Consider the following 21,834-nt stretch of genomic DNA (forward strand, 5'->3'; position numbering starts at 1 on the left):
ACGTGCCTACATGGCTGATAATCCCCTAGGAACCCTTGTCGCGCTGGGCGGCGGCGACGATGACTCCCTGCTTTCCCTGCTCTGCGCGCAGCTGGCCGACGCTGACGCCGTCATCGAAATTATTTCGGTTGCCTCGCAGGAACCCCGGCGCACGGCCCAGGCCTACGTGCGCGCTTTCCAGGAGCAGGGCTGCGCCGGGGCCCGCTACCTGCAGATCGATGAGCGCCGCCCCGCCGACACGCCCGCCACGCTGCGCCGCCTGGCCCAGGCCCGGCTGGTGTTTCTCACCGGCGGCGACCAGGAGCTTATTACCGACTTTCTGCAGGGCACCGAGTTTCTGCGCCAGCTGCAGGCGCGCTACCGCACCGACGCCGCCTTCGTAGTGGCGGGCACCAGTGCCGGGGCCGCCGCTTTGCCCGACAACATGCTCGTGAACGGCTACGGGTGGCGGGCCCTGCGCAAGGGCGGTATCGAGATTCAGCCGGGTTTGGCGCTGGTGGCGGATCTGCTGATCGACCAGCACTTTGCGGAGCGGGGTCGCATGGGCCGCCTTCTGCACGCCGTGCTGAAGCACCCGCAGAGCCTGGGGCTGGGGTTAGCGGAGGAAACCGGCGTTATTATTCGGCAAGGGCATCTGGCCGAGGTATTTGGCGACGGCGGCGTGATGGTCATCGACGGCCAGCACCTGCGCCACGGCAACCTGGCGCATATCCGACGGGGGGCGCCCATCGGCGGGCAGGAGTACCGGGTACACCTGCTGGTGGCCGGGCAGGTTTTCAACTGCCGTACCCGGGAGGTACTGGCTACGGTGGAAACAGCCCCGGAAAACCCGGACGAAAAGGCGGAATAATAGTCGGCTAGCCTACTACCGGATGATTTTTTCTCCCTACATTTAGCTCCACAACCTCACATTCTCACCCTTACTTTTCTTATGAAGCTAAAATCTCTACTCCTGGTAGGTGGCGCGCTGCTTTCGGGCTCGGCCGCCTCGGCGGGTGGCTTCCAGGTATCCCTGGCCGGCATCAAAAACAACGGCATGGGCGGTGTAGGGACGGGCCTAGCCCTGGACCAAGCTGCTATGTTCTACAACCCCGGGGCCCTGGCTATGGTACGGGAGCGGGGCGTTCAGATAGGAGCCAATGCCACGTTTGCCCGCCAGTCCTTCCGGGGGCAGTTTGGCAGCGAAGAGCGCACCCTGCGCAATTCCGTCGTCACGCCGTTTAGCCTGTTTGCGGGCTTCGGTCCCGCCGAGGGTAAGTGGAAGGCCGGTATTGCCGTGTATACTCCCTTCGGCAGCAAGCTGCAGTACGCCGATGGCTGGGAAGGGCGCTTTGCCCTCACCGATATCGACCTCAAGTCCATCTTCGTGCAGCCGACGGTGAGCTACGCTCTCACGGAAAACCTGAGTGTGGGGGTAGGCGTGGCGGTGCTGGCCTATGGCGCCGTGAACCTGCAGCGCGATATTCCGGCCCAAAACGCCCAGGGCCAGTTTGGCCACGTAGAGCTGGACGGCAAAGCCGAAAACAAAGTCGGCTTCAACGCGGGTATCTACTTCAAGCCTTCTGAAAAGCTGAGCGTGGGCGTATCCTACCGCTCCAAGATTGACGCGACCGTGAAAGGGGGCGACGTAACCTTCTCCAACCTGTCGGCTGCCGCTACGCCCAGCTTCCGGGCTACCGAATTCGATGTAACGATTCCGCTGCCCGCTACTACGACTATTGGTATCGGCCTGATGCCCACCGAGAAGCTCACGCTGGCCCTCGACGTGAACCACGTGCAGTGGAGCCAGTACCGCTCCCTCGACTTTAAATTCAACAACAACGTGGGTGGGGCCGGCATCACCAGCTCCAGCTCCAAGCGCTTCTACGAGGATGCCCTCACGTTCCGCCTGGGTGGGCAGTACGCCCTCACCGACGCCTTCACGGTGCGGGCCGGTGGCGCCTACGATATGTCGCCGGTGAAAGACGGGTACGTGACGCCGGAAACGCCCGATGCCAACCGCGTGAGCGGCACGCTGGGCGTATCGTACAAGGCCGGGGAGCATTTCTCCGTGGATGTTTCGACGCAGTTTGTGAGCCTCGCGAAGCGCACCCAGACCCAGAGCGACCTGCTGAATAACGGCACGACGGACCGGGTGGCGGGAACTTACAAGACGAACATTGTAATTCCCGGTATCGGCTTCAACTACAACTTCTAAGCTTCCCTCCCCTGATTCTCATGTATAAGATCTTTAAAAATACGCTGCCAGGCCTGGCGTTGCTGGGGCTGGTGCTCGGGGGCTGCCAGCCGGAGCTGGAGGCGCCCAAAGCCGACAAAGGCTCGGCTGATTTCTCCAAGTACGTGGCGGTAGGCAACTCCCTCACGGCCGGCTACCAGAGCGGCGGCTTGTCTAATGCCTCGCAGGCCAACTCGTACCCGGCAATGCTGGCTATGCAGTTCAAGAAAGTAGGCGGCGGCGACTTCGTGCAGCCCTCGTTTAAAGCCGGGCAGGAAAACGGCAGCGGCTACCTGTCCTTGGCGGGCTTCAACGCCAATGGCACCCCCCGCCTCGTGCCGGTTACTACTTCGCTGGCCTATACCGGGCAACAGCTGCCTAGCGGCCAGAACCAGCTTACCGCTTACGAAGGGGCTCAGCCCAATAACCTGGGGGTGCCGGGCATTTCGGTAATTTCCAGTGTATCAGAACTGACGGGTGGTTTAGCGCCGTACGGCGCTATCAACCCGTTCTTTAACCGCCTGCTGTCCGGCACGGAGGTCCTGACGACCGACTACCTGACCTACATCGGGCGGGCTACGCCGACGTTCTTCACGTTCTGGCTCGGTAACAACGACGTACTGACCTATGCCACCAACGGGGGCGTGGCCAGCGCAACCAATCCCTTCAGCGGCCTGTCGGATACCACGCGCTTCGGCCGTGGCTACCGGGCCCTGCTGGGCACCATCTCCAAGAATGGCACGGTGAAAGGTGCCGTGGCCAACATCCCCGGCGTAACGGCCCTGCCGTACTTCACCACGGTGCGCGTGGCGGCCATCAATGCCAGCATCAAGGCCAACCCGGCCCTGCCCAATGCCGCTTTGGCCGGGCTGTACATCACCACGGGTAAAGGCGAAGTACGGGCCGCTACGGCCTCGGACCTGCTCGTGCTGACTTCGACCAGCGTGATTGGCACGCCTTCGACCGACGCCAACAATCCGTTCCCGGTAGGCGTGGGCTACGCGCCCACCCAAAGCAACCCGCTGCCCAGCCAGTACGTGCTGGATGCCGATGAAATCAGCGCTATTACCACCCGCACGGCCCAGCTCAACAGCATCATTGCCAAATCGGCCCGGCAGTACAAGCAGCCGCTGGTGGATATGGCCACCCTCTTCACGGGCATCTCGGCTAATGGCATTGCTACCAATGGCGTGACCAACACCACGAGCTTTATTTCCGGCAACCTGTTCTCTCTGGATGGCGTGCACCCCACGCCCCGTGGCTACGCCGTGGTAGCCAACGAATTCATCCGGGTTATCAACCAGACCTACGGAGCTTCGGTGCCCTTCCTGAACCCGAACGAATACCCCGGCATTCCGCTGCCATAAGTAGCGGCCACGCCTTTTCGAAAATCCCCTCTTTCCAGCAGAAAGAGAGGGTTTTCTGCTTTAAGGCCGTTCCTACCAGAATATGTGAGGCCGCTAGGGGGCGTTTCCGGGAGCAGCCCCCCGATGATGTGAGGTCCCGCGATTGGAGGCGGGCCTGGGGGTAAGGTACCTTTGTAGTGTTCTGATAAAGATAATGTTATCGGACGCGCTTCTTTCTTTTCTGCTCCTGCCAACCTCCCTCACTACTATGAAAACATTGCTGAACACGCCCTTGCTGGCGGCCCTGTTGCTGGCCGGAACCTTTGCTGGCTGCGAAAAAGCCGGGCCGGAAGTAGCCCCCGCGCCATCCAGAACCGACCTGCTCACGGAGAAAGACTGGAAGCTGGCCGCCGAAACCGTGTCGCCGGCTTTCCCTACCGAGGAAGGCGAATTGATTACCGACGTATTTGCCTACATGCCGGAGTGCGACCGGGACGACCTGATGCACTTCGACCGCGCTAAAACCTGCGCGTTGCGGGAGGGCGCTTCGCAATGTGCCAGTGGCCCCCAGCAGTTCGCGGGTACCTGGGCGTTTGAGGCCGATGATACCATTCTCCGCACCAACCTGCAGACGCTCGGCGCCAGCAGCTTCAACGTGCTGCGGCTGTCGGAAACTACCTTGCAGCTCAAGGGCATCCGCACCATCGATGGCGTAGATTATACTTACGTGTACACCTACGCCAAGCAGTAGCGCCCGGGGTGCCACAGCTCCTTTTTCAGTCGCTTTGCCCACGGAAAAACGGCCGAGGGAGGACTTGATAATGAGAAAAATATCCGTAACATAGAGCAGCGGGCGGCCGGTTAGTGGCTGCCCGCTGCTACTGCTTATTCTATACGGCTATGGGGTGGATATCTGAGCATATCCAGGATGCTGGCTACGGCGGGTTCCTGGCTTTCCTGCTCTTGTCGGGGTGCCAGGCGGCAGAGGAGCTGCCGCGCCCGCTGACGAAAGCCGACTACCTGATCGGGAAAGACTGGGCGCTGGCCAGCGTGCAGGTGGATCCGGGCTTTGAGCGCGGGCCCGATATCATCACCGATTTGTTGCCCTACTACGAGGCGTGCCGCCGCGACAATAGCTGGCGGTTTGAGGCGACAGGGCAGTTTTGCTTCGACGAAGGGGCCAGCCGATGTACCGCCTACGACCCCCAGCGCATAGCCGGGCAGTGGGCCCTGACCACCGATGAGCGCAAGCTGGTGCTGACGGTGCACGACGATAACGTGGTCCTTAACCTGGGGGCCGTAACCAGCCAGCGTCTACAGCTGCTCAGCACCCTCCGGGAAGACGGGGAAGTCTACACCGTTACGGAAACCTACCTACCCCGCTAGCCCCGCGTGGGGCTAGTAGGCAATGGGCTGTTGCACGGCCGGCAGTGCGGGCGTAGCTTCCCCGGCCAGCCGGGCGGCAATTACCTGCGCGTGGTAGCGGCCATTCTCAATAAACCAGCGGCTGGTGTTGAGGCCGCCACACACCGTGCCGGCCAGGTAGAGGCCCGGGCGGTTGGTTTCAAGGGTATCGGCGTCGTGGGTAGGGGTCTGGGCGGCGTCGCCCTGGCAGCTGATGCCCAGGACCGTCAGAAACCGGAAGTCGGGGTGGTAGCCGGTGAGGGCGTAGACGTGCTGGGCCGGTAGGCTGCGCAGCCCCTCGGGCGTGCGCACTTCTACCGTGGTAGGCGTGATGCGCTCCACGGTAGTGTTGAACAGGGCCCCGATGCGGGCTTCTTTGATTCGGTTGAGCAGGTCGGGCCGAATCCAGTACTTCACCGAGTCGCTGATTTGGGCGCCCCGCACGACGAGAATCGGACGAGCACCCGCACGCAGCAGCTGCAAAGCTGCTTTGGCGGAGGAGTTTTTAGCCCCCACCACTACCACGTCCTGGTCGGCGTGGGCGTAGGGTTCTTTGTAGTAGTGCGTTACATGGGGCAGCTCCTCGCCGGGCACGTTCAGGTAGTTAGGCACATCGTAGAAGCCCGTGGCCACAATCACGTAGCGGGCCCCCAGGCGGCCTTTCTCCGTGACTACCTCGTAGCGCCCCACCTCTCCTTCCAGCCCCGTCACGCGCTCATACAGGCGAAGGGTAAGCTGCTCGGCAAAAGCCACGCGCCGGTAGTAATCGAGGGCGTCCTCGCGCAGGGGCTTGTAGTGCAAAGTTGTCATGGGGTAGCCGCCTATTTCCAGCAGCTCGGGCGTGGAGAAAAACTCCATGTTGGTCGGGTATCCAATCAGGGAGTTGACCAGGGCGCCTTTATCCACCACGCAGGCTGTGAGCCCGCGGCGCTGTACCTCAATAGCACACGCCAGGCCTACCGGCCCAGCGCCAATTACCACTACATCAAAAGAAGAAAAAGAAGAATCAGCCATACGCAGCTACTACCACGAAGTGGCGGGTTGGGTTTGGAGAAGTTTGTATGAAAGCAAACGACCCTGAAAGGGTGTACTCACCGACGTATGCTACTTTAGCCGCCAGCATCCAGCTTGAATAATAAGTGCAAACGCTAGCATCAAGACGTTACTCCATTTTATGAAGCATATTTCTTTTTTGCTCCTGCTCCTAATAGCCAGCAGCATCGTTATCAGCTGCAAAGACGACGATTCGGCTGGGCCTGTCAAAACCAAAGCCGAAATGCTCGTCGCCCACGACTGGATTATCTCGGGGGCAACCTTCAGCATTAATGGCGAGGGTACTGATGCCTATGACACCTACGGTGACTGTGAGAAGGATAACTTTTTTCACTTCACCGCCAGTAACCATACGTACTCCTTCTACGAAAATTCGAAGGTATGCACGCCCGCAACGGGCACAGCGGGTACTTGGGCTTTGAATGCTGATGGTACCCAGCTCACGCTAACGCCTCTGAACGGCCCCGCCCAAGTGCGGAACATCATCGAGCTAACAGCTACCTCATTAAAAGCAACGACCAACGCGCGGGCGTTTGGAAACTTTGTTACTATCACCGAGTCGTATAAGGCGAGGTAGGACCTAAGCCGCTACCTCGGCGGCCGAAGAGGCGGGTGCGGCGGCTTTGGGCGCCGCATCAAACAGGAACTCGTTGAGGCGGGCACGTAAGTCGGCCGGGGCCAGGTTGCGGAACACTTCCCCGCTGCGCACCAGCGAAATCTGGCCGGTTTCCTCGCTCACCACCAGCACCACGGCGTCGGTTACCTCGCTCAGGCCAATGGCCGCGCGGTGGCGCAGGCCCATCGAAGCCGGCACGTCGGGGTTTTCGCTTACCGGCAATATGCAGCGGGCCGCCTGCAGCCGGTTGTTGGTAATGATGACGGCCCCGTCGTGCAGGGGGCTGGTTTTATTGAAAATGCTCATCAGCAGGCGTTTGCTGATGGTGGCATCAATCAAGTCACCGGAGTCGGCGTAGAGCTGCAGGTCAGAGCCCAGAGTGAAGGCAATGAGGGCGCCGGTGTTCTTGCTGGCGAGGCTTTTGGCCGCCTCCACAAATGGGGTGATGTTCATCTTCTCGGCGGCCGGGTCGCGCCGCCACGCAAACATGCGCATGCGCTCAAAGGTGGTAGCCTTGCCAATGGTGAGCAGAAACCGCCGGATTTCCTGCTGAAACAGGATGATGCTGGCCAGCACGCCCACACTCATAAACTGCCCCAGAATGGTGGTCAGCAGCTCCATCCCCGCCGCCCGCACTACTAGGTAGAGCAGGTAAATCGACATCAGCCCCAGAAACACCTTCAGCGCCACGCTGCCCGTGAGCAGCTTGTAGAGCTGGTAAAATAGCACCGTCACCAGCAGCACGTCTACCACGTCCAGCCAGCCGATGCGCAGGAAGCCGATGGAGAAGGAGCCAATCACGAGGAGGAGGGAATAGGGTAGGAGTTCAGCACCAGCTTGATAGTTTGTACGGCCTCGGCCACGTCGTGCACGCGCAGCAGCCGGGCTCCATTGAGCAGGGCCATGGTATGGACGGCAATGGTACCCGTCAGGGCTGCATCGGGGGTGAGGCCAAGCGGCTTGTACACCATCGATTTGCGCGAGACGCCCACCAGCAGCGGCAAGCCCAGGATGTTTAGCTCGGGCAGGCGGCGCAGCAGCTCGTAGCCCTGCTCCGAGGTTTTGGCAAAGCCGAAGCCAGGGTCCAGCACCACATCCACCACGCCCGCGGCGCGCAGCTCGGCCAGCTTGGTGCGGAAGAAGCGCACCATCTCCAGCAGCAGGTCGCTAGAGTAATGCGTGTGCTGGGTCATGGTTTGGGGGGTGCCGCGCAGGTGCATGAGCACGTAGGGGACGCCCAGGCGCCCGGCCGCACTGAGCAGCTCCGCGTCGAGGGTGCCGGCGCTGATGTCGTTGAGGATGTCGGCGCCCAGGGCCACGGCTTCCGTCGCCACGGAGGCCCTGAACGTATCGACTGATAAGAAGGCTTCGGGAAAGGCTTCGCGCACGGCCTGGATGGCGGGCAGTACGCGGCGCTTTTCCTCGTTCTCGGCTATATCCTCGGCGCCCGGGCGGGTGCTGTAGCCGCCCAGGTCGAGTACAGCGGCCCCAGCCTCGAGCATCTGCTCGGCCCGGCGCAGCAGGTCGTCGGTAGCTTGCACGCGGCTGCCCTGGTAGAAAGAATCCGGGGTTAGATTGAGGATGCCCATGACCTGTGGCCGGCGCATATCGAGCACGCGGCCGCGGGGGCAACGCAGGGTTTGCCTCGCCGAAAAGCACGTATCTTGCGCAACTGTCGGGTTCATGAGCACGGGGATGGAGTACGGCGCTGAAACGGCCGCTACGGCCGCAAAGTTGGTAGATCTGCCCGAAACTGCCGGACCCGGAAGCCCGGTATGATCCTAAGTTTTTAAATCTAGCCTGAAAATCTTGCACAACCAAACCCAGCACGAGTACGACCAGGTAATCAGCCAGTGCCGGGCGCTGTTTCTGGCCAAAACCCACGACTACGGTACCGCGTGGCGCATTCTGCGGCTGCCTTCCGTCACCGACCAGATCTACATCAAAGCCCAGCGCATCCGCTCTATTCAGGAGAAAGGCACCCAGCTGGTGGATGAAGGCATCGAAGGCGAGTTTGTGGCCATTGTGAACTACTGCCTGATTGCGCTGATGCAGCTGCGCCTACCCGCGGATGCCCCTCTGGAGCTGGACGTAGCCGAAGTAACCGCCGCCTACGACCACGAGGTAGAGCTTACCCGGCAGCTGCTGTTTGCCAAAAACCACGACTACGGCGAGGCCTGGCGCCAGATGCGCATCGAAAGCATCACCGATATTATTCTGATGAAGCTGCACCGCACCAAGCAGATTGAGGATTTGGGCGGCCGCACGCGCGTATCGGAAGGGGTGGAAGCCAATTACCGCGACATGCTGAACTACGCGGTGTTTTGTTTGATAAAGATGGGTCTTGGGGGCTTGGGGTCTTAGGATCTTGGTTTTGTTCTGATCACCAAGAAAACCGGGTAGCCCCGGCGCTGGGTGTGTGGGGCTGGCCAATGTTTTGGCGTACTTTGTCCCGAAAAGTCTGCGAAGGCTGCTGTTCAGGAAAACACAGACCGTGCGTAGGCAGTATGTGCACCGGGCAGCTGTCCAACCCAAGACCCTAAGACCCCAAGATCCCAAGACCCTACTATGAGACAAATCACGCGCATTTGCTGGCTGCTGCTGGGAGTGCTGTTTATCTTTTCGGGGCTGATCAAGCTAAACGACCCGGTGGGCACGGCCCTTAAGCTGGAAGAGTACTTCGAGGTGTTTGCCCAGGACTTCGGGCGGTTTTTTCTGTCTTTCAAGCCCCACGCCCGCACCCTTTCCCTGGTGCTTAGCTCCCTGGAAGTGATTCTGGGCGTGGCCCTGCTGCTGCGCTGGCACCTGCGCAAAACGCTCTGGACGCTGCTGGTGCTGCTGGTGTTCTTCACCTTCCTCACGTTCTATTCTGCGGCCTTTAACAAGGTTACCGACTGCGGCTGCTTTGGCGACTTTATCAAGCTCACGCCTTGGACCTCGTTTAGCAAGGATCTGTTCCTGCTGCTGCTCTGGGCCGTGGTGTTCTTCAACCAGAAGCACTTGCGGCGGGTATTTGCCAAGGGTACGCCCGGCGTCATCTACATTACCGTGGCGGCGGCCGTTTCCGTGGGCATTGGCGTGTATGCCCTGGGGCACTTGCCTTACTTCGACTTCCTGCCTTACAAGGTGGGCAACGACATTGGGAAGCTGATGAAACCCTCGGCAGCCTTGCGCTACAAGTACATTATGGAGCGCGGCGGCCAGACCCAGGAGTTTACCGACTACCCCACGGACACTACCTGGAAGTTCAAGCAGATGGTGACGCTCAACCCCGAGGCCGCGCCGAAAATCACCGACTTCCGGGTGTGGAACGACGAGGGCGACTTTACGCCCCAGCTGCTGCAGGGAAATAAGCTGGTGCTCGTGATTCAGAACACCGACCACGCCGACCGGGACCGGTTTACCACCATCAACCAGCTGGTGCAATCGGTGGACTCCTCGCGCAAGAAGATTGATTTCCTGGTGGTGACGAGCAGCAGCCCCGCCGAGTTTGATGCTTTCCGCCACGAGGTGAACCTGGCGGCCCCGTTCTACTACGCCGACGCTACCGTGCTCAAATCCATGATTCGCTCTAACCCGGGCTTCGTGTTGCTGAAAGACGGCGTGGTGAAAGGCAAGTTCCACTACCACGATATTCCCAGCCGCGCCAAAGTAGAGGAGCTGTTGTAATAGGGTCTTGGGGTCTTAGGGTCTTAGGGTCTTGGTTTTCGTTTAATAAAACAACGAGTCGTTGTCAATCGGAACGTCAACCAAGCCCCCAAGCCCCTAAGACCCTAAGATCCCAATCCTGAAACCATGATTGGATTTTTGTTTCGGCGGGTGTGGCAGGGGGCGCTGGTGCTGATTGGGGTGGCCCTCACGGTGTTCTTCCTGTTCAACGTGCTGCCCGGCGACCCAGTGGCCTTGCTGGCCGGCCAACGCTCCGACGCGGCTACCCGGGCCGCCATTGCCGCCGATCTGGGCCTTGACCAGCCCCTGCCACTGCAGCTGGCGGGCTACCTCAATGACGTGTCGCCGCTGGGCCTGCACCCCCGCGACTCCGCCGGCGTGGCCAAGTATGGGGGCCTGGGCTTGCTGCCCCTGGGTGAGAAAACACTGGTCTTAAAGCTGCCGTACCTGCGCCGCTCGTTTCAGAGCAACAAGGAGGTACTCAGCATCCTGGTGGACCACTTCACGGGCACGCTCTGGCTGGCCGTGGCAGCCATGGTGCTGGCCGCGGTGGTGGGCATTGCCTTGGGCATAGTAGCGGCCCTGCGCCCGCACTCCTGGCTTGATCGGGCCCTGATTTCGGTGTCGGTGCTGGGCATTTCGGTGCCTTCGTTTGTGGCGGCCATTCTCATTGCCATGACGTTCGGGTTCTACTGGAGCCACTGGACGGGCCTCAACCTGACGGGGCAGCTCTATGAAACCGACCCCTTCACCGGGCGCCACTTGGTGCTGCGAAATCTGTTGCTGCCAGCTTTTGCCCTGGGCATTCGGCCGCTGGCCGTTATTGTGCAGCTCACGCGCAGCTCCATGCTGGAGGTGATGAGCCAGGACTACATCCGAACCGCCCGGGCCAAGGGCCTGTCCGGCTACCGCGTGGTGGTGGGCCACGCCCTGCGTAATGCCCTCAACCCGGTAGTCACAGCCGTATCGGGCTGGCTGGCTTCTCTGATGGCGGGGGCCTTTTTCATTGAGTACATCTTCAACTGGAAGGGACTGGGCACCGTCACGCTGCGGGCCGTCGAAAACCTCGACTTCCCGGTGGTCATGGGGGCCACCATCTTTATTGCGGCCATCTTTGTGGTGGTAAACATTGTGGTAGACGTGCTCTACGCCGTGCTGGACCCCCGCGTGAAGCTGAGCTGACGCGGCCTTCTTTCTGACTCCTGACCCCTCGTATGAAAGCCTTTATCTTCGACCTGAACGGTACCATGATTCACGACATGGACTACCATACCCAGGCCTGGCAGCAGCTGCTCAACGATGAGCTGGGCAGCGGCCTGACCTGGGAAGAGGTGAAGCCCCAGATGTACGGCAAAAACCAGGAGGTCCTTGGGCGGCTGTTTGGGCCGGACCGCTTCACTGCCGAGGAAATGGACCGGCTGGCCCTGGCCAAGGAAAAACGGTACCAGCAGGCGTACCGCCCGCACCTGGCCTTGCTGCCGGGCTTGGGTGAGTTTCTGGAAAAAGCCCACCAGCGCGGCATATCCATGGCCATTGCTTCAGCGGCTATTCCGTTCAACATCGACTTTGTGCTGGACAACCTCAACATCCGGCACTACTTCCAGGCCGTGGTCAGCGCCGATGACGTGACCTTTAGCAAGCCCCACCCCGAAACCTTTCTGAAAGCCGCCGCCCAACTCCAGGTAGCCCCGGCCGACTGCCTGGTGTTCGAGGACGTGCCCAAAGGCGTAGAAGCGGCGCAGCGGGCCGGCATGCCCGCCGTGGTGCTTACTACTACCCATCAGGCCCAGGAGTTTGAGCTCTTGCCCAACGTGCTGCATTTCTCCCCCGATTTTCAGGATGCTTTTTTCCAGGGCCTCGTGTAGGGCCTTTTAGCTGCCCGGTGCTACCTTCGGCCCCCTTTGTTTTCCTTCACTCTAGCCTTTTCCGACGCTATGCGCCTGTTTCTGATTGGGATGCCCGGAGCCGGCAAAACTACCCTGGGCCGGGCACTGGCCGTGCGCGGTGGCCTGCCTTTCCGGGACCTCGACGAAGAAATTGTGCAGCGGGAGCAGCGCACGGTGGCGGAAATCTTTGCGGCCGAAGGAGAGGACTATTTTCGCGAGGTGGAAGCGCGGGTAGCCCGCGAGCTGATAGCGGAGCACCCCCGGCTGGTGCTGGCTACCGGCGGCGGGGCGCCTTGCTTTCACGGAACCATGGACGCCCTGAAAGCGGCGGGCCTAACCCTGTGGCTGGATGTGCCCGTGCCGGAGCTGGTAGCCCGCCTGCAGCACCAGGCCGCTTCCCGGCCCCTGCTGGCCGCCTTGCCAGATCTGGAGGCCCTGAAGCTGCGCCTTTCTGAAACCATAGCCGCCCGTACAGGGTTTTACGCCCAGGCCGAGCTTCGGTGTACCCCGCCCGCCTGCACGACCGAAGCGGTGTGGGCGCTGGTCCAGCGCTACACTACTACGGCTTAATTCACGGCTCCGGTGCGCATGTGCGCGCTGGTGGCTACTTTTGCGTTTTGAAACCTTCGTTGCAGTACCATGGAACAGAAAGCTGCCCCAACCTCGGGACAACTGCATAAACCCAAGCACAAAGGCTCTGCCCAGCTGTTTGAAAACCCGCTGCTGGAGCGCCTTACCCATACCCACATTGCGGCTCCCCTCAGCATTTTCTTTAGCGTAGCCGCCGTGAGCCTGTACTACAGCCTGAGCCAGGGCCTGTTATCGGGGCTTTCGGCCTTTGGGCTGTTTTTGGGCGGCTGGTTTCTCTTCACGTTCGTGGAGTACCTGATGCACCGCTACCTCTACCACCTGAAGCCTACTACGCCTAGCCGGGCCAAGTTCCAATACACCATGCACGGGGTACACCACGAGTTCCCGAAAGACAAAACCCGCCTGGCCATGCCGCCTATCCTGACGGTATTCGTCACCTCGCTGCTGTTCTTTATTTTCCGGTTCACCTTCGGCAATGCCGGGTTTGGGGTGCTGGCGGGCTTTGTGTTTGGCTATGCCTTGTACTTGTTTGTGCACTACGCCATTCACGTGTACTCGCCGCCCAAGAACTTCCTGAAGTTCTGGTGGCACCACCACGCCCAGCACCATTACCGCCAGGATGAAGTGGCCTTCGGGGTATCGACCACACTCTGGGACCACATCATCGGGACCATGCCGGAAACCCGGAAAGCCAGCTAACCAGCCAGATGGAACAAAGAAAAAGGAAGCCGATAGGCTCCCTTTTTTTGTGGGTATGGGTGCTGCGAGCTACCGGCGGCGGATTTTGTTTAAAAGCCACCAGATGAGCAGCACGAGGAGTACCACGCCGATAATGCCCGTCAGGGCGCCGGCTTTGAAAATGTCCCCGATAACCTCGCAGCTGCTCAGGGAAAAGGTCAGGACGATAAGCAGGCTCAGGGCCAGCATGGGACGAAAGGAGTTCATAGGGGAGTGGTTTCGGGAGAGAAGAGAACGGGGCTGCCCGCGTGGGCTGCTTTCTTTCCTGATACTGCCCTTGGGCGCGAAAAGTTGACTTAGTACTCTTGCGAGTGTTGCTTCCTACTTACCAGCTACGTCCTTTCTGGGCCGCCCGCCCAGTACCACCAGCACCACGGCCACCACAATCAATGCTGCCCCGCCCAGCATTTGGGCGTTCAGTGTTTCGCCGGCAAAAGCCCAGCCCAGCAGCACGGCCACTACGGGGTTCACAAAGGCGTAGGTACCGGCCAGGGCAGGCTCTACGTGGCGCAGAAGCCAGATATAGGCCGTGAAGCCGACGATGGAGCCGAACGTGACCAGGTAAGCATAAGCCAGCCAGGATTTTTCCGTCACGGCCCCCAGGCTGAACCCCGCGCCCTCGCCCCGCAGCAGCCCCACCACCACCATCACCAGGCCCCCACAGAGCATCTGCATCCCGCCCGACACAAAGGGAGAAGGGGCCGGCTGGTGTTTCTTGGAATACAGGGAGCCAATGGCCCACACTAGGGCAGCTGTCAGCACGCAGATAATGCCGATGCCCTCGTGGCCGGGCAGGGCTACGTGTGAGGCCCCCGGGGTACGGGCCAGCAGGTACACGCCGGCCAGTCCGCAGCCCAGGCCCAGGGCCACCCAGGGCGTAGGCCGCGCCGAAACCCCGCTTAGCCAGCCCAGCAAGGCCAGAAACATGGGTACGGTGGCCACCAGCAGGGCTGCCAGGCCAGTGGGAATGTATTGCTCGCCTACCGTTACCCCGCCATTGCCAAAGCCCAGCAGGCAGGTGCCGATAACCACCGCCGTGCCCCAGCCCCGCCACGTGGGCGCCGGCTCGCCCCGCCAGCGCATAAAGCCATAGAGCAGGGCCCCCGCCAGGGTATAGCGGGTGCCGGCCATCAGGAGGGGCGGAATGGAGTCGATGGCGAACCGAATGCCCAGGTACGTGGAGCCCCAGATGATGTAAAGCGCCGCAAAAGCCAGGAGAAGGGAAGCGCGGGAAGGTGAAGAATCAGGCATGAGAAAGGCGGCGGCAAAATACGCACCCCCAAACCTACGGCAGAACGCGCTGAGCGGCTACGAACAACGGGTGCGTTTACTTCACGCCCTCGGTAATGCCGGGCCAGGTATCGGTGCGAAAGGGCGGGGCCGGCAGACCTTCCTGGTTGTAGAGGTTGGCAAACGGGTTGTTGCTCCAGCCATAGCGCACGGCTACCGGCGCCGCTACCTGGGGGCTCGAAAGAATGAGCGTGTTGCCTTCCAGCCGCCCCTGGGCCCACACAAACTTGCGGTCGGCCCCGGCAATGGCAAAGCTCCGGAGGGTAGGGCCGCTGGCGTCTTTCAACACCAGTCCGCTGCCCGTGTTTTTGAACGTGATGCGCACTTCCTTGCCCTGCACCTGCAGCTTATCGAAGGTGGGTCCAGCGGCTAAGACTTGCTTATCGGCGTAGGCTACCTGCCGGGCTGCCAGGGCCAGGCGGCGGCCTACTTCCTGCTTGTTGCGGGGGTGAATGTCCGTTGGGTTGCCAATGTCGATGGCGGTGGCCATACCGGTGCGCGGCAGGCTGAGCGTGCGGGCCTGGGCTTCCCGGAGCTCAGCCCACTCGTAGTCGGCGGGCTGGGGCTGGTCGGGCATAAAGTTGGCCAGCTGCACAAACAGAAACGGAAAGTCGCCCTGGCCCCAGCGCTGCCGCCAGTCCCGAATCATCGTTGGAAACAGGGTGCGGTACTGCGCGGCCCGGCCTGCGTTGCTTTCCCCCTGGTACCAGATAGCGCCTTTGATGGCGTACGGGAGCAAGGGCGCAATCATGGCATTGTAGAGCACCGTGGGGCTGTTTTGGGCGCCGGCCGGGAAGGGGTTGCGGGGCATGGTCTGCTGATCGTAGGCTACCTGATAAGCCCAGTTGCCGGCCAGCGGCACCGTGCGGCGGCTGGTTGTGAGGGTCATGTCCTTGGCCTCACCCCAGATGCCTCCCCCCGCGCCGTTGTCCACCACGCGCACCGTCAGCACATTGCGGCCGGGCTTTACCAGGGCGGCTGGCACCGGGTAGCGGCGGGGCTCGTTGTAGCCGTTGGTGCCGCCAATGAAGGTGCCGTTAAACCAGGTCGAGTCGTTGTCGTCTACCTGGGCCAGGCTAAGCTGAGCGGCCTGGTTGGCCTCCTCGGCCGTGAGGGTTACTTCCTGGCGAAACCATACCACCCCGTCAAACGCCTGCAGGCCTGGGGTAGCTTCCCAAACGCCGGGCAGGGGCATAGTGGGCCAGCTGGCCGCCGGGTAGGTCACCTCGAACCAGGCCGGGGCACCGGGCCGGTGGCCTTTATCCTGACCGGCCGGGCTGCGCCGCCAGGCCGCCACCTGGGCATCAAAGTCGGCTACCTGCTGGCTGATGTCGCGCGGGTTGCTGCGGAGCTTCTCCACGGCCGGCGTAAACTCGGGCAGGGCCTTGAGGGCTTCCGCACTGGTCCACGACTCGGCCGGAGTGCCGCCCCACTCGGCCGTAATCAGCCCAATGGGCACCTGATAGCGCTGGTGCAGGTCGCGGGCAAAAAAGTAGGCTACCGCCGAAAAGCCGCCGGCCGTGGACGGGCTGCACACCTGCCAGCCGTTGCCGCCAAACTCCGCCTGCGGCCGCGAAGCCATTACGTTGGGCACGTCAATCAGCCGAATCTGCGGGAAGGTAGCCGCGGCAATTTCCTGGGGGGCGTTGTTGGCGTCGCGCAGGGGCCATTCCATGTTCGACTGCCCCGAGGCCAGCCACACGTCGCCCACCAGAATATCGGTTAGCTCCAGGGTGTTGTTGCCTTTAATGGACATGGTGTAAGGGCCGCCGGCGGGCAGGGCGGGCAGCGTCAGTGTCCATTTGCCGGTGGCGTTGGGCTGCGTGGCGTACGTTTTGCCCTGGAAAGTGAGGCTGACTTTCTCGCCCGGGGCCGCCCAGCCCCAGAGCGGCAGGCGGGCGTCGCGCTGCAGCACCATGTGGGAACCCACCAGCCGGGGCAAACGAACGGTGGCCTGAGCCGCGGAGCTTACTGCACCCAAACCAAGCAAGAGCAACAGACTACGAATCATCGATGGAAGAGCCTTTTGAACGTGGACAAACCTTTGCGCGGCCAATAGTAAGAAAAAAGCCGGCCCGCCGGCTTCGGTACCACGCAACGGGGCGCGGACGCGGGCGTCTGTTGGCGGCGCAGTACCTTGGCTGCCATCCTTTCTTTCGTCGCTTTCCATGTTCCGATACTTCCTGCCGCTACTCCTGCTGCTGAGCCTGACTCAGGGTGCCGCGGCCCAGCTGCTTCAGCCCAAGCCCGTGGCCTCCCGGGCCGATTCCCTGCGCGGCTACCTCACGCCCCTGCGCACCTGCTACGATATCAACTACTACCACCTCGAGGTGAAGCTGGACGTGGAGAGGCGCTTTATCAGCGGCTCCAACCTGTTTCGCTTCACGGCCACCCAGGACTTCACCCGCCTGCAGTTTGATTTGTTTGCCAATCTGGCGGTGGACAAAGTGGAGTACCGGGGCCAGGCGGTGCCGTTCACGCGGGAGTTCAACGCCGTGTTCGTCACGTTTCCGCAGCCCATCCGCCAGGGGGTCAAAGACGAGTTTCGGGTGTACTACTCCGGCCAGCCCATTGTGGCCAAGAAAGCCCCCTGGGACGGGGGCTTCGTGTTCACGCAGGATGCCGCCGGCAAGCCCTGGGTAGCCACCGCCTGCCAGGGCGTGGGCGCCAGCATCTGGTGGCCCACCAAAGACCACCAGTCCGACGAGGTGGATTCTATGCTTATCAGCATCTCGGTGCCCAAGGGCCTCAAAGACGTGTCGAATGGCCGCCTGCGCAAAGTCACGAAGCTGAAGGACGGCTACTCCCGCTACGACTGGTTTGTGAACAACCCCATCAACAACTACGACGTGGCCCTGAACGTGGGCGACTACCGGCGCTTCAGCGGGGGCACCTACGCCGGGGAGAAGGGCCCGCTCACCCTCGACTACTGGGTGCTGCCCGAAAACCTGACCAAAGCCAAAAAGCACTTCGCCGCCAACGTGCCGCCCATGCTCAAGGCGTTTGAGTACTGGTTTGGGCCCTACCCGTTTTATGAGGATGGCTACAAGCTGGTGGACGCGCCCCACCTGGGCATGGAGCACCAGAGCGCCGTGGCCTACGGCAACAAGTACCAGAACGGCTACCTCGGCCAGGACCGCTCCGACACCGGCTACGGCAGCCAGTGGGACTTCATCATCATTCACGAAAGCGGGCACGAGTGGTTTGGCAACAACATCACCAGCCAGGACATTGCCGATATGTGGGTGCACGAAGGCTTCACCACGTACTCCGAGGCTATGTTCGTGGAAAGCACCGCCGGCCCGGCCGCGGCCGCCGACTACATCCACGGCTCCCGCAAGTGGATTCGCAACGACCAGCCCATCATCGGGCCGTACGGGGTAAACCAGGAAGGCTCCGGCGACATGTACCCCAAGGGCTCGGCTCTGCTGCACATGCTGCGCCTCACCGTAAACGACGACGCAAAGTGGCGCCAGATGCTGCGCGGCCTAAGCCAGACGTTCTACCACCAAACCGTGACCACGGAGCAGGTGGTGAGCTACCTCAACCAGCAAAGCGGCCAGAACCTTACGCCCATCATCAACCAGTACCTGCGCCACCCCAACGTGCCCACCCTGGAAGTGCGCTTCACCCCCGACGGCAAAACCCTGGCCCGCTGGATTGCCGACGTGCCGGACTTTGCCATGCCGGTACGCGTGCGGGCCCGCGGCGGCGAGTACCGCACCATCACGCCTACCCGCAACTTCCAGCCCGTGGAGCTGCCCGGCATCACCCGCGAAAACCTCGAAGCCGACACCCAGAACTACTACATCGGGGTGCTGGTGGAGTAGCGGTGAATGAGCGAGTGAGTAAATGAGTGAATGAAAAAAACGCCTGTCATCCTGAGCAAAGCGAAGGACCTTATCCCACCAGAACAAGTCGTTCAATTGTGATAAGGTCCTTCGCTTTGCTCAGGATGACAGGCACAGTAGCGGCGCCAGAACAATACTTCACGCACGCACGCATTCACTCATTCACCGTTCGTACCTTCGCCCGTAGTTGATTCTCACTGAATTCATCGTAGCATGAACCAATACGACGTCACCGTCATCGGCTCCGGGCCCGGCGGCTATGTAGCAGCCATCCGCTGCGCCCAGCTGGGCCTCAAAACCGCCCTCATCGAGAAGTACGACACCCTGGGCGGTACCTGCCTCAACGTAGGCTGCATTCCCAGCAAGGCCCTGCTCGACTCGACGGAGCACTACCACAACGCCGCGCACACCTTCAAGGAGCACGGCATTGAGCTGAGCGACCTGCAGATCAACATGAACCAGCTCATCGACCGCAAAAACGGGGTGGTGAAGGCCAATACCGACGGGATTCAGTTCCTGATGAAGAAAAACAAGATTGACGTCCTGCACGGCGTCGGCTCGTTTGTCGATGCAACCCACATCAGCATTGCGCCCACCGCTGGTGGCGAGGCCCAGCAGATTGAGACCAAGAACGTCATCATTGCTACGGGCTCCAAGCCCACGGTGCTGCCCTTCATCCAGCAGGACAAGCAGCGCATCATCACCAGCACCGAGGCCCTGAATATCCGCGAAGTGCCCAAGCACATGATTGTGATTGGCGGCGGCGTCATCGGGCTGGAAATGGCCTCGGTGTACGCCCGCCTCGGCGCGAAAGTGTCGGTGGTGGAGTTCCTGGACTCGCTCATCCCCACCATGGACCGCGGCCTAGGCAAGGAGCTCAAGCGCATCCTGGGCAAAATCGGCATCGAGTTCTTCCTCTCGCACAAAGTGACCGGCGCCACCCGCGAGGGCGACACCGTGACGGTAACCGCGACCAACCCCAAGGGCGAGGAAGTGAAGTTTGAGGGCGACTACTGCCTGGTGGCCGTGGGCCGCTCCCCCTACACCGCGGGCCTAAACCTGGAAGCTGCCGGTGTGCAGATGGAAGAGCGGGGCCGCATCAAGGTGGATGAGCACCTGCAAACCTCCGTGCCCGGCATCTACGCCATCGGCGACGTGATTCGGGGGGCTATGCTGGCCCACAAGGCCGAGGAAGAAGGCGTGTTTGTGGCCGAAACCATTGCCGGCCAGAAGCCCCACATCAACTACCTGCTCATCCCCGGGGTGGTGTATACCTGGCCCGAAGTGGCCGGCGTGGGCTACACCGAGGAGCAGCTGAAGGAGCAGGGCAAAGCCTACAAAACCGGCTCCTTCCCCTTCCGTGCCTCGGGCCGCGCCCGCGCCTCCATGGACCTCGACGGCTTCGTGAAAGTGCTGGCCGACAAGGAAACCGACGAAATCCTGGGCGTGCACATGATCGGCCCCCGCATCGCCGACCTCATTGCCGAAGCCGTAACGGCCATGGAGTTCCGCGCCTCCGCCGAGGACGTAGCCCGCATGAGCCACGCCCACCCCACCTACGCCGAAGCCATGAAGGAAGCCTGCCTCGCCGCCACCGAGAACCGGGCCATTCACATGTAAGCTCAAAACGGCTCAGCAGTTCAGAAGAACGTCATGCTGAGCGGAACGTAGTGAAGCCGAAGCATCTCTACCGCTTCGTTGCTCAATCAAAAAAGCGGCTGAAACTCCCGGGAGCTTCAGCCGCTTTTGCGTTGGCAGCCGGCGGGCGGTGCTACTTCAGCACGTCCTTCAACTCCTTGAGCTGGAAGCGCGAATCGTGCTGGGCAAACTCGCGTATCATGGCGGTGTGGGCCGAGCCCGCCAGCACCAGCACGCGCTGGTCGGTGGGCTCCACGGTTTTCTGCACCACCGAGAACATGTAGAGGTTGCGCCGGTACCACTCCGACACCAGCCAGGGCCCGGCAAAGCTCTCCACACTGCCGGCCTTGTTGAGCAGGTCGAGGTAGGCGCCTTTGTTTTCACGCATGCTGGCGGGGGTATTGAAATCGAGCAGCAGCTGGGTGAGGGAGAGCGTGCTGAGCTTCCGGTTTTGGTCGGCTTCCACTTTTTTGAATAGCTCGCCGATGCGCTGCTGCAGTGCTTCCTGGTGAGCCTGCTGCATAGCCTTCTGCACGCTGTCGAAGGGGAACGTGGTTTTCAGGTAATCGAAGGCATACACGCGGCGCAGGCCCGCTTTCTTGGCGGTGCGGAAGGCCAGCTGGATAATCTCGTTTTTCAGGTAAAAGTCGCGCTGGCCGGGCTTGGGGTATTTGGCCTGGATGGCCTGCTCGTACTGCCCGCCCAGGTAGAGGGTATAAAGCGCGTCGAGCTCGGCCTGGTTGTTCCAGTCCCACTCCACAAACACCTTATCGGGGTGCCACTGGCTGAGGCGGTTGGTCATGGTCTCCAGCTCGGCCTGGGCCTTGGGCGCCAGGACATCGAAGGATTTCGTCTTGACGATATCGGCGCCGGGGTTGTGGAAGTGGAACGTACCCAGCAGCAGCAGCTCGGCGGGCTTGGTTTGGGCGGTGGCTCCCAGGGCCAGGAGCAGGCCGCTGAGCATGAACAGAAGGGTTTTCATAGCTTGACTTAAAGAGGCTGCAAGGTAGAGCCCCTTCGGCAGATGCTTGATTACCAGAAGGCCACATGATGATGTAGTTGAAGTTCGAGGCAATCTTGGTGAACAGGAGTAGTGATTTATCAAATAACATGTCTACCATCATTGCCAAAGCCGTAACGGCTATGGCGTTTCGCGCCTCCGCCGAGGACATAGCCTCATGAGTCATTCCCATCTCATTTATGCCAAAGCCATGAAAAAAGCCTGCCTCATTGCCATGGAGAACTGGGCTATTTATATCTAAATTCTAGGCGAAAAGTTAGTAAAGCAGAAGCAGCTGAAGTTCCCCGAGCTCCAACCGTTTCTGCTTTGGGACTATATATGATTGTATTAGCAGTATACATAGACATTTTGCGCCGCTGATTGTCTATGTGCGCCGCAACGGCGCTCTATTCAGCAGTATACATAGACATTTTGCGCCGCTGATTGTCTATGTGCGCCGCAACGGCGCTCTATTCAGCAGTATACATAGACATTTTGCGCCGCTGATTGTCTATGTGCGCCGCAACGGCGCTCTAT

At 61.1% G+C, this 21,834-nt stretch carries 21 protein-coding genes; 14 read left to right on the forward strand and 7 right to left on the reverse strand.

Annotated features, from left to right (window positions below):
* The first annotated feature begins 10 nt into the window (after positions 1-10).
* From FY528_RS11160 to FY528_RS11180, 5 genes are all read left to right on the forward strand, one after another.
* Complete coding sequence (locus tag FY528_RS11160) at positions 11-850, forward strand: cyanophycinase (protein ID WP_149071089.1); 840 nt, start codon at positions 11-13, stop codon at positions 848-850.
* Positions 851-931: 81 nt separating this feature from the next.
* The gene (locus FY528_RS11165) at positions 932-2,197 is read left to right on the forward strand and encodes an OmpP1/FadL family transporter (protein ID WP_149071090.1); all 1,266 of its coding nucleotides are present in this window, start codon (positions 932-934) and stop codon (positions 2,195-2,197) included.
* A gap of 20 nt (positions 2,198-2,217) precedes the next feature.
* A complete protein-coding gene (locus tag FY528_RS11170) occupies positions 2,218-3,582 on the forward strand; it encodes an SGNH/GDSL hydrolase family protein (protein ID WP_149071091.1) in 1,365 nt (454 codons plus the stop codon).
* Positions 3,583-3,829: 247 nt separating this feature from the next.
* On the forward strand, positions 3,830-4,312 hold the full coding sequence (locus FY528_RS11175; RefSeq protein ID WP_149071092.1) for a lipocalin/fatty acid-binding family protein: 483 nt from the start codon (positions 3,830-3,832) through the stop codon (positions 4,310-4,312).
* 149 nt (positions 4,313-4,461) lie between these two features.
* Positions 4,462-4,947, forward strand: coding sequence for a hypothetical protein (locus FY528_RS11180; RefSeq protein ID WP_149071093.1), 486 nt, complete (start codon positions 4,462-4,464; stop codon positions 4,945-4,947).
* 12 nt (positions 4,948-4,959) lie between these two features.
* Here the strand turns inward: FY528_RS11180 and FY528_RS11185 are convergent, their stop codons facing one another.
* Positions 4,960-5,979 (reverse strand): YpdA family putative bacillithiol disulfide reductase, encoded by a 1,020-nt coding sequence (locus FY528_RS11185; RefSeq protein ID WP_149071094.1) that lies wholly within the window; start codon positions 5,977-5,979, stop codon positions 4,960-4,962.
* 160 nt (positions 5,980-6,139) lie between these two features.
* Here FY528_RS11185 and FY528_RS11190 point away from each other — a divergent pair, with 160 nt between their 5' ends.
* On the forward strand, positions 6,140-6,595 hold the full coding sequence (locus FY528_RS11190; protein ID WP_149071095.1) for a lipocalin-like domain-containing protein: 456 nt from the start codon (positions 6,140-6,142) through the stop codon (positions 6,593-6,595).
* 3 nt (positions 6,596-6,598) lie between these two features.
* Here the strand turns inward: FY528_RS11190 and cdaA are convergent, their stop codons facing one another.
* Both cdaA and folP read right to left on the reverse strand, forming a co-directional pair.
* Positions 6,599-7,435, reverse strand: coding sequence for a diadenylate cyclase CdaA (cdaA, locus tag FY528_RS11195; protein WP_149071096.1), 837 nt, complete (start codon positions 7,433-7,435; stop codon positions 6,599-6,601).
* Entirely contained in the window at positions 7,432-8,319 is an 888-nt protein-coding gene (gene folP, locus FY528_RS11200) for a dihydropteroate synthase (protein ID WP_149071097.1), read from the reverse strand. The genes cdaA and folP overlap by 4 nt, the downstream gene beginning before the upstream one ends.
* A gap of 124 nt (positions 8,320-8,443) precedes the next feature.
* Between folP and FY528_RS11205 the strand changes: the two genes are divergently transcribed.
* From FY528_RS11205 to FY528_RS11230, 6 genes are all read left to right on the forward strand, one after another.
* On the forward strand, positions 8,444-8,998 hold the full coding sequence (locus tag FY528_RS11205; RefSeq protein WP_149071098.1) for a DUF1599 domain-containing protein: 555 nt from the start codon (positions 8,444-8,446) through the stop codon (positions 8,996-8,998).
* Positions 8,999-9,202: 204 nt separating this feature from the next.
* Positions 9,203-10,303 (forward strand): BT_3928 family protein, encoded by a 1,101-nt coding sequence (locus tag FY528_RS11210; protein ID WP_149071099.1) that lies wholly within the window; start codon positions 9,203-9,205, stop codon positions 10,301-10,303.
* Between the two features lie 126 nt (positions 10,304-10,429).
* On the forward strand, positions 10,430-11,485 hold the full coding sequence (locus tag FY528_RS11215; RefSeq protein ID WP_149071100.1) for an ABC transporter permease: 1,056 nt from the start codon (positions 10,430-10,432) through the stop codon (positions 11,483-11,485).
* 32 nt (positions 11,486-11,517) lie between these two features.
* Entirely contained in the window at positions 11,518-12,168 is a 651-nt protein-coding gene (locus FY528_RS11220) for an HAD family hydrolase (protein ID WP_149071101.1), read from the forward strand.
* Positions 12,169-12,204: 36 nt separating this feature from the next.
* A complete protein-coding gene (locus FY528_RS11225; RefSeq protein WP_187632085.1) occupies positions 12,205-12,759 on the forward strand; it encodes a shikimate kinase in 555 nt (184 codons plus the stop codon).
* A gap of 69 nt (positions 12,760-12,828) precedes the next feature.
* Positions 12,829-13,479 carry a sterol desaturase family protein gene (locus FY528_RS11230; RefSeq protein ID WP_149071103.1) on the forward strand — a complete coding sequence of 217 codons (651 nt, stop codon included), beginning with the start codon at positions 12,829-12,831 and terminating at the stop codon, positions 13,477-13,479.
* A gap of 69 nt (positions 13,480-13,548) precedes the next feature.
* Here the strand turns inward: FY528_RS11230 and FY528_RS21250 are convergent, their stop codons facing one another.
* The 3 genes from FY528_RS21250 to FY528_RS11240 form a co-directional block, all read right to left on the reverse strand.
* Positions 13,549-13,725 carry a hypothetical protein gene (locus tag FY528_RS21250; RefSeq protein ID WP_187632086.1) on the reverse strand — a complete coding sequence of 59 codons (177 nt, stop codon included), beginning with the start codon at positions 13,723-13,725 and terminating at the stop codon, positions 13,549-13,551.
* 114 nt (positions 13,726-13,839) lie between these two features.
* Positions 13,840-14,769 (reverse strand): drug/metabolite exporter YedA, encoded by a 930-nt coding sequence (yedA, locus tag FY528_RS11235; RefSeq protein ID WP_149071104.1) that lies wholly within the window; start codon positions 14,767-14,769, stop codon positions 13,840-13,842.
* A gap of 76 nt (positions 14,770-14,845) precedes the next feature.
* Positions 14,846-16,819, reverse strand: coding sequence for a sialate O-acetylesterase (locus tag FY528_RS11240; RefSeq protein WP_187632087.1), 1,974 nt, complete (start codon positions 16,817-16,819; stop codon positions 14,846-14,848).
* Positions 16,820-16,976: 157 nt separating this feature from the next.
* Here FY528_RS11240 and FY528_RS11245 point away from each other — a divergent pair, with 157 nt between their 5' ends.
* Positions 16,977-18,638: a M1 family metallopeptidase gene (locus FY528_RS11245; protein WP_149071106.1), complete on the forward strand. Its 1,662-nt coding sequence runs from the start codon at positions 16,977-16,979 to the stop codon at positions 18,636-18,638.
* A 234-nt stretch (positions 18,639-18,872) separates the two neighbouring features.
* Positions 18,873-20,279 (forward strand): dihydrolipoyl dehydrogenase, encoded by a 1,407-nt coding sequence (gene lpdA, locus FY528_RS11250; RefSeq protein WP_149071107.1) that lies wholly within the window; start codon positions 18,873-18,875, stop codon positions 20,277-20,279.
* A gap of 151 nt (positions 20,280-20,430) precedes the next feature.
* Here lpdA and FY528_RS11255 read toward each other — a convergent pair whose 3' ends face one another.
* Positions 20,431-21,279, reverse strand: a complete 849-nt coding sequence (locus tag FY528_RS11255) for a DUF5694 domain-containing protein (RefSeq protein ID WP_149071108.1) — start codon at positions 21,277-21,279, stop codon at positions 20,431-20,433.
* Positions 21,280-21,834 lie beyond the last annotated feature (555 nt).

Origin of the sequence: Hymenobacter lutimineralis, assembly GCF_008271285.1 — a bacterium.
Lineage (GTDB): Bacteria > Bacteroidota > Bacteroidia > Cytophagales > Hymenobacteraceae > Hymenobacter > Hymenobacter lutimineralis.

What these genes read in the sequence shown, in the direction of transcription:
- FY528_RS11160 (WP_149071089.1), top strand. Translation starts at nt 11, where the DNA reads ATGGCTGATAATCCCCTAGGAACCCTTGTCGCGCTGGGCGGCGGCGAC.
- FY528_RS11165 (WP_149071090.1), top strand. Translation starts at nt 932, where the DNA reads ATGAAGCTAAAATCTCTACTCCTGGTAGGTGGCGCGCTGCTTTCGGGC.
- FY528_RS11170 (WP_149071091.1), top strand. Translation starts at nt 2,218, where the DNA reads ATGTATAAGATCTTTAAAAATACGCTGCCAGGCCTGGCGTTGCTGGGG.
- FY528_RS11175 (WP_149071092.1), top strand. Translation starts at nt 3,830, where the DNA reads ATGAAAACATTGCTGAACACGCCCTTGCTGGCGGCCCTGTTGCTGGCC.
- FY528_RS11180 (WP_149071093.1), top strand. Translation starts at nt 4,462, where the DNA reads ATGGGGTGGATATCTGAGCATATCCAGGATGCTGGCTACGGCGGGTTC.
- FY528_RS11185 (WP_149071094.1), bottom strand. Translation starts at nt 5,979, where the DNA reads ATGGCTGATTCTTCTTTTTCTTCTTTTGATGTAGTGGTAATTGGCGCT.
- FY528_RS11190 (WP_149071095.1), top strand. Translation starts at nt 6,140, where the DNA reads ATGAAGCATATTTCTTTTTTGCTCCTGCTCCTAATAGCCAGCAGCATC.
- folP (WP_149071097.1), bottom strand. Translation starts at nt 8,319, where the DNA reads ATGAACCCGACAGTTGCGCAAGATACGTGCTTTTCGGCGAGGCAAACC.
- FY528_RS11210 (WP_149071099.1), top strand. Translation starts at nt 9,203, where the DNA reads ATGAGACAAATCACGCGCATTTGCTGGCTGCTGCTGGGAGTGCTGTTT.
- FY528_RS11215 (WP_149071100.1), top strand. Translation starts at nt 10,430, where the DNA reads ATGATTGGATTTTTGTTTCGGCGGGTGTGGCAGGGGGCGCTGGTGCTG.
- FY528_RS11220 (WP_149071101.1), top strand. Translation starts at nt 11,518, where the DNA reads ATGAAAGCCTTTATCTTCGACCTGAACGGTACCATGATTCACGACATG.
- FY528_RS11230 (WP_149071103.1), top strand. Translation starts at nt 12,829, where the DNA reads ATGGAACAGAAAGCTGCCCCAACCTCGGGACAACTGCATAAACCCAAG.
- FY528_RS21250 (WP_187632086.1), bottom strand. Translation starts at nt 13,725, where the DNA reads ATGAACTCCTTTCGTCCCATGCTGGCCCTGAGCCTGCTTATCGTCCTG.
- yedA (WP_149071104.1), bottom strand. Translation starts at nt 14,769, where the DNA reads ATGCCTGATTCTTCACCTTCCCGCGCTTCCCTTCTCCTGGCTTTTGCG.
- FY528_RS11240 (WP_187632087.1), bottom strand. Translation starts at nt 16,819, where the DNA reads ATGATTCGTAGTCTGTTGCTCTTGCTTGGTTTGGGTGCAGTAAGCTCC.
- FY528_RS11245 (WP_149071106.1), top strand. Translation starts at nt 16,977, where the DNA reads ATGTTCCGATACTTCCTGCCGCTACTCCTGCTGCTGAGCCTGACTCAG.
- lpdA (WP_149071107.1), top strand. Translation starts at nt 18,873, where the DNA reads ATGAACCAATACGACGTCACCGTCATCGGCTCCGGGCCCGGCGGCTAT.
- FY528_RS11255 (WP_149071108.1), bottom strand. Translation starts at nt 21,279, where the DNA reads ATGAAAACCCTTCTGTTCATGCTCAGCGGCCTGCTCCTGGCCCTGGGA.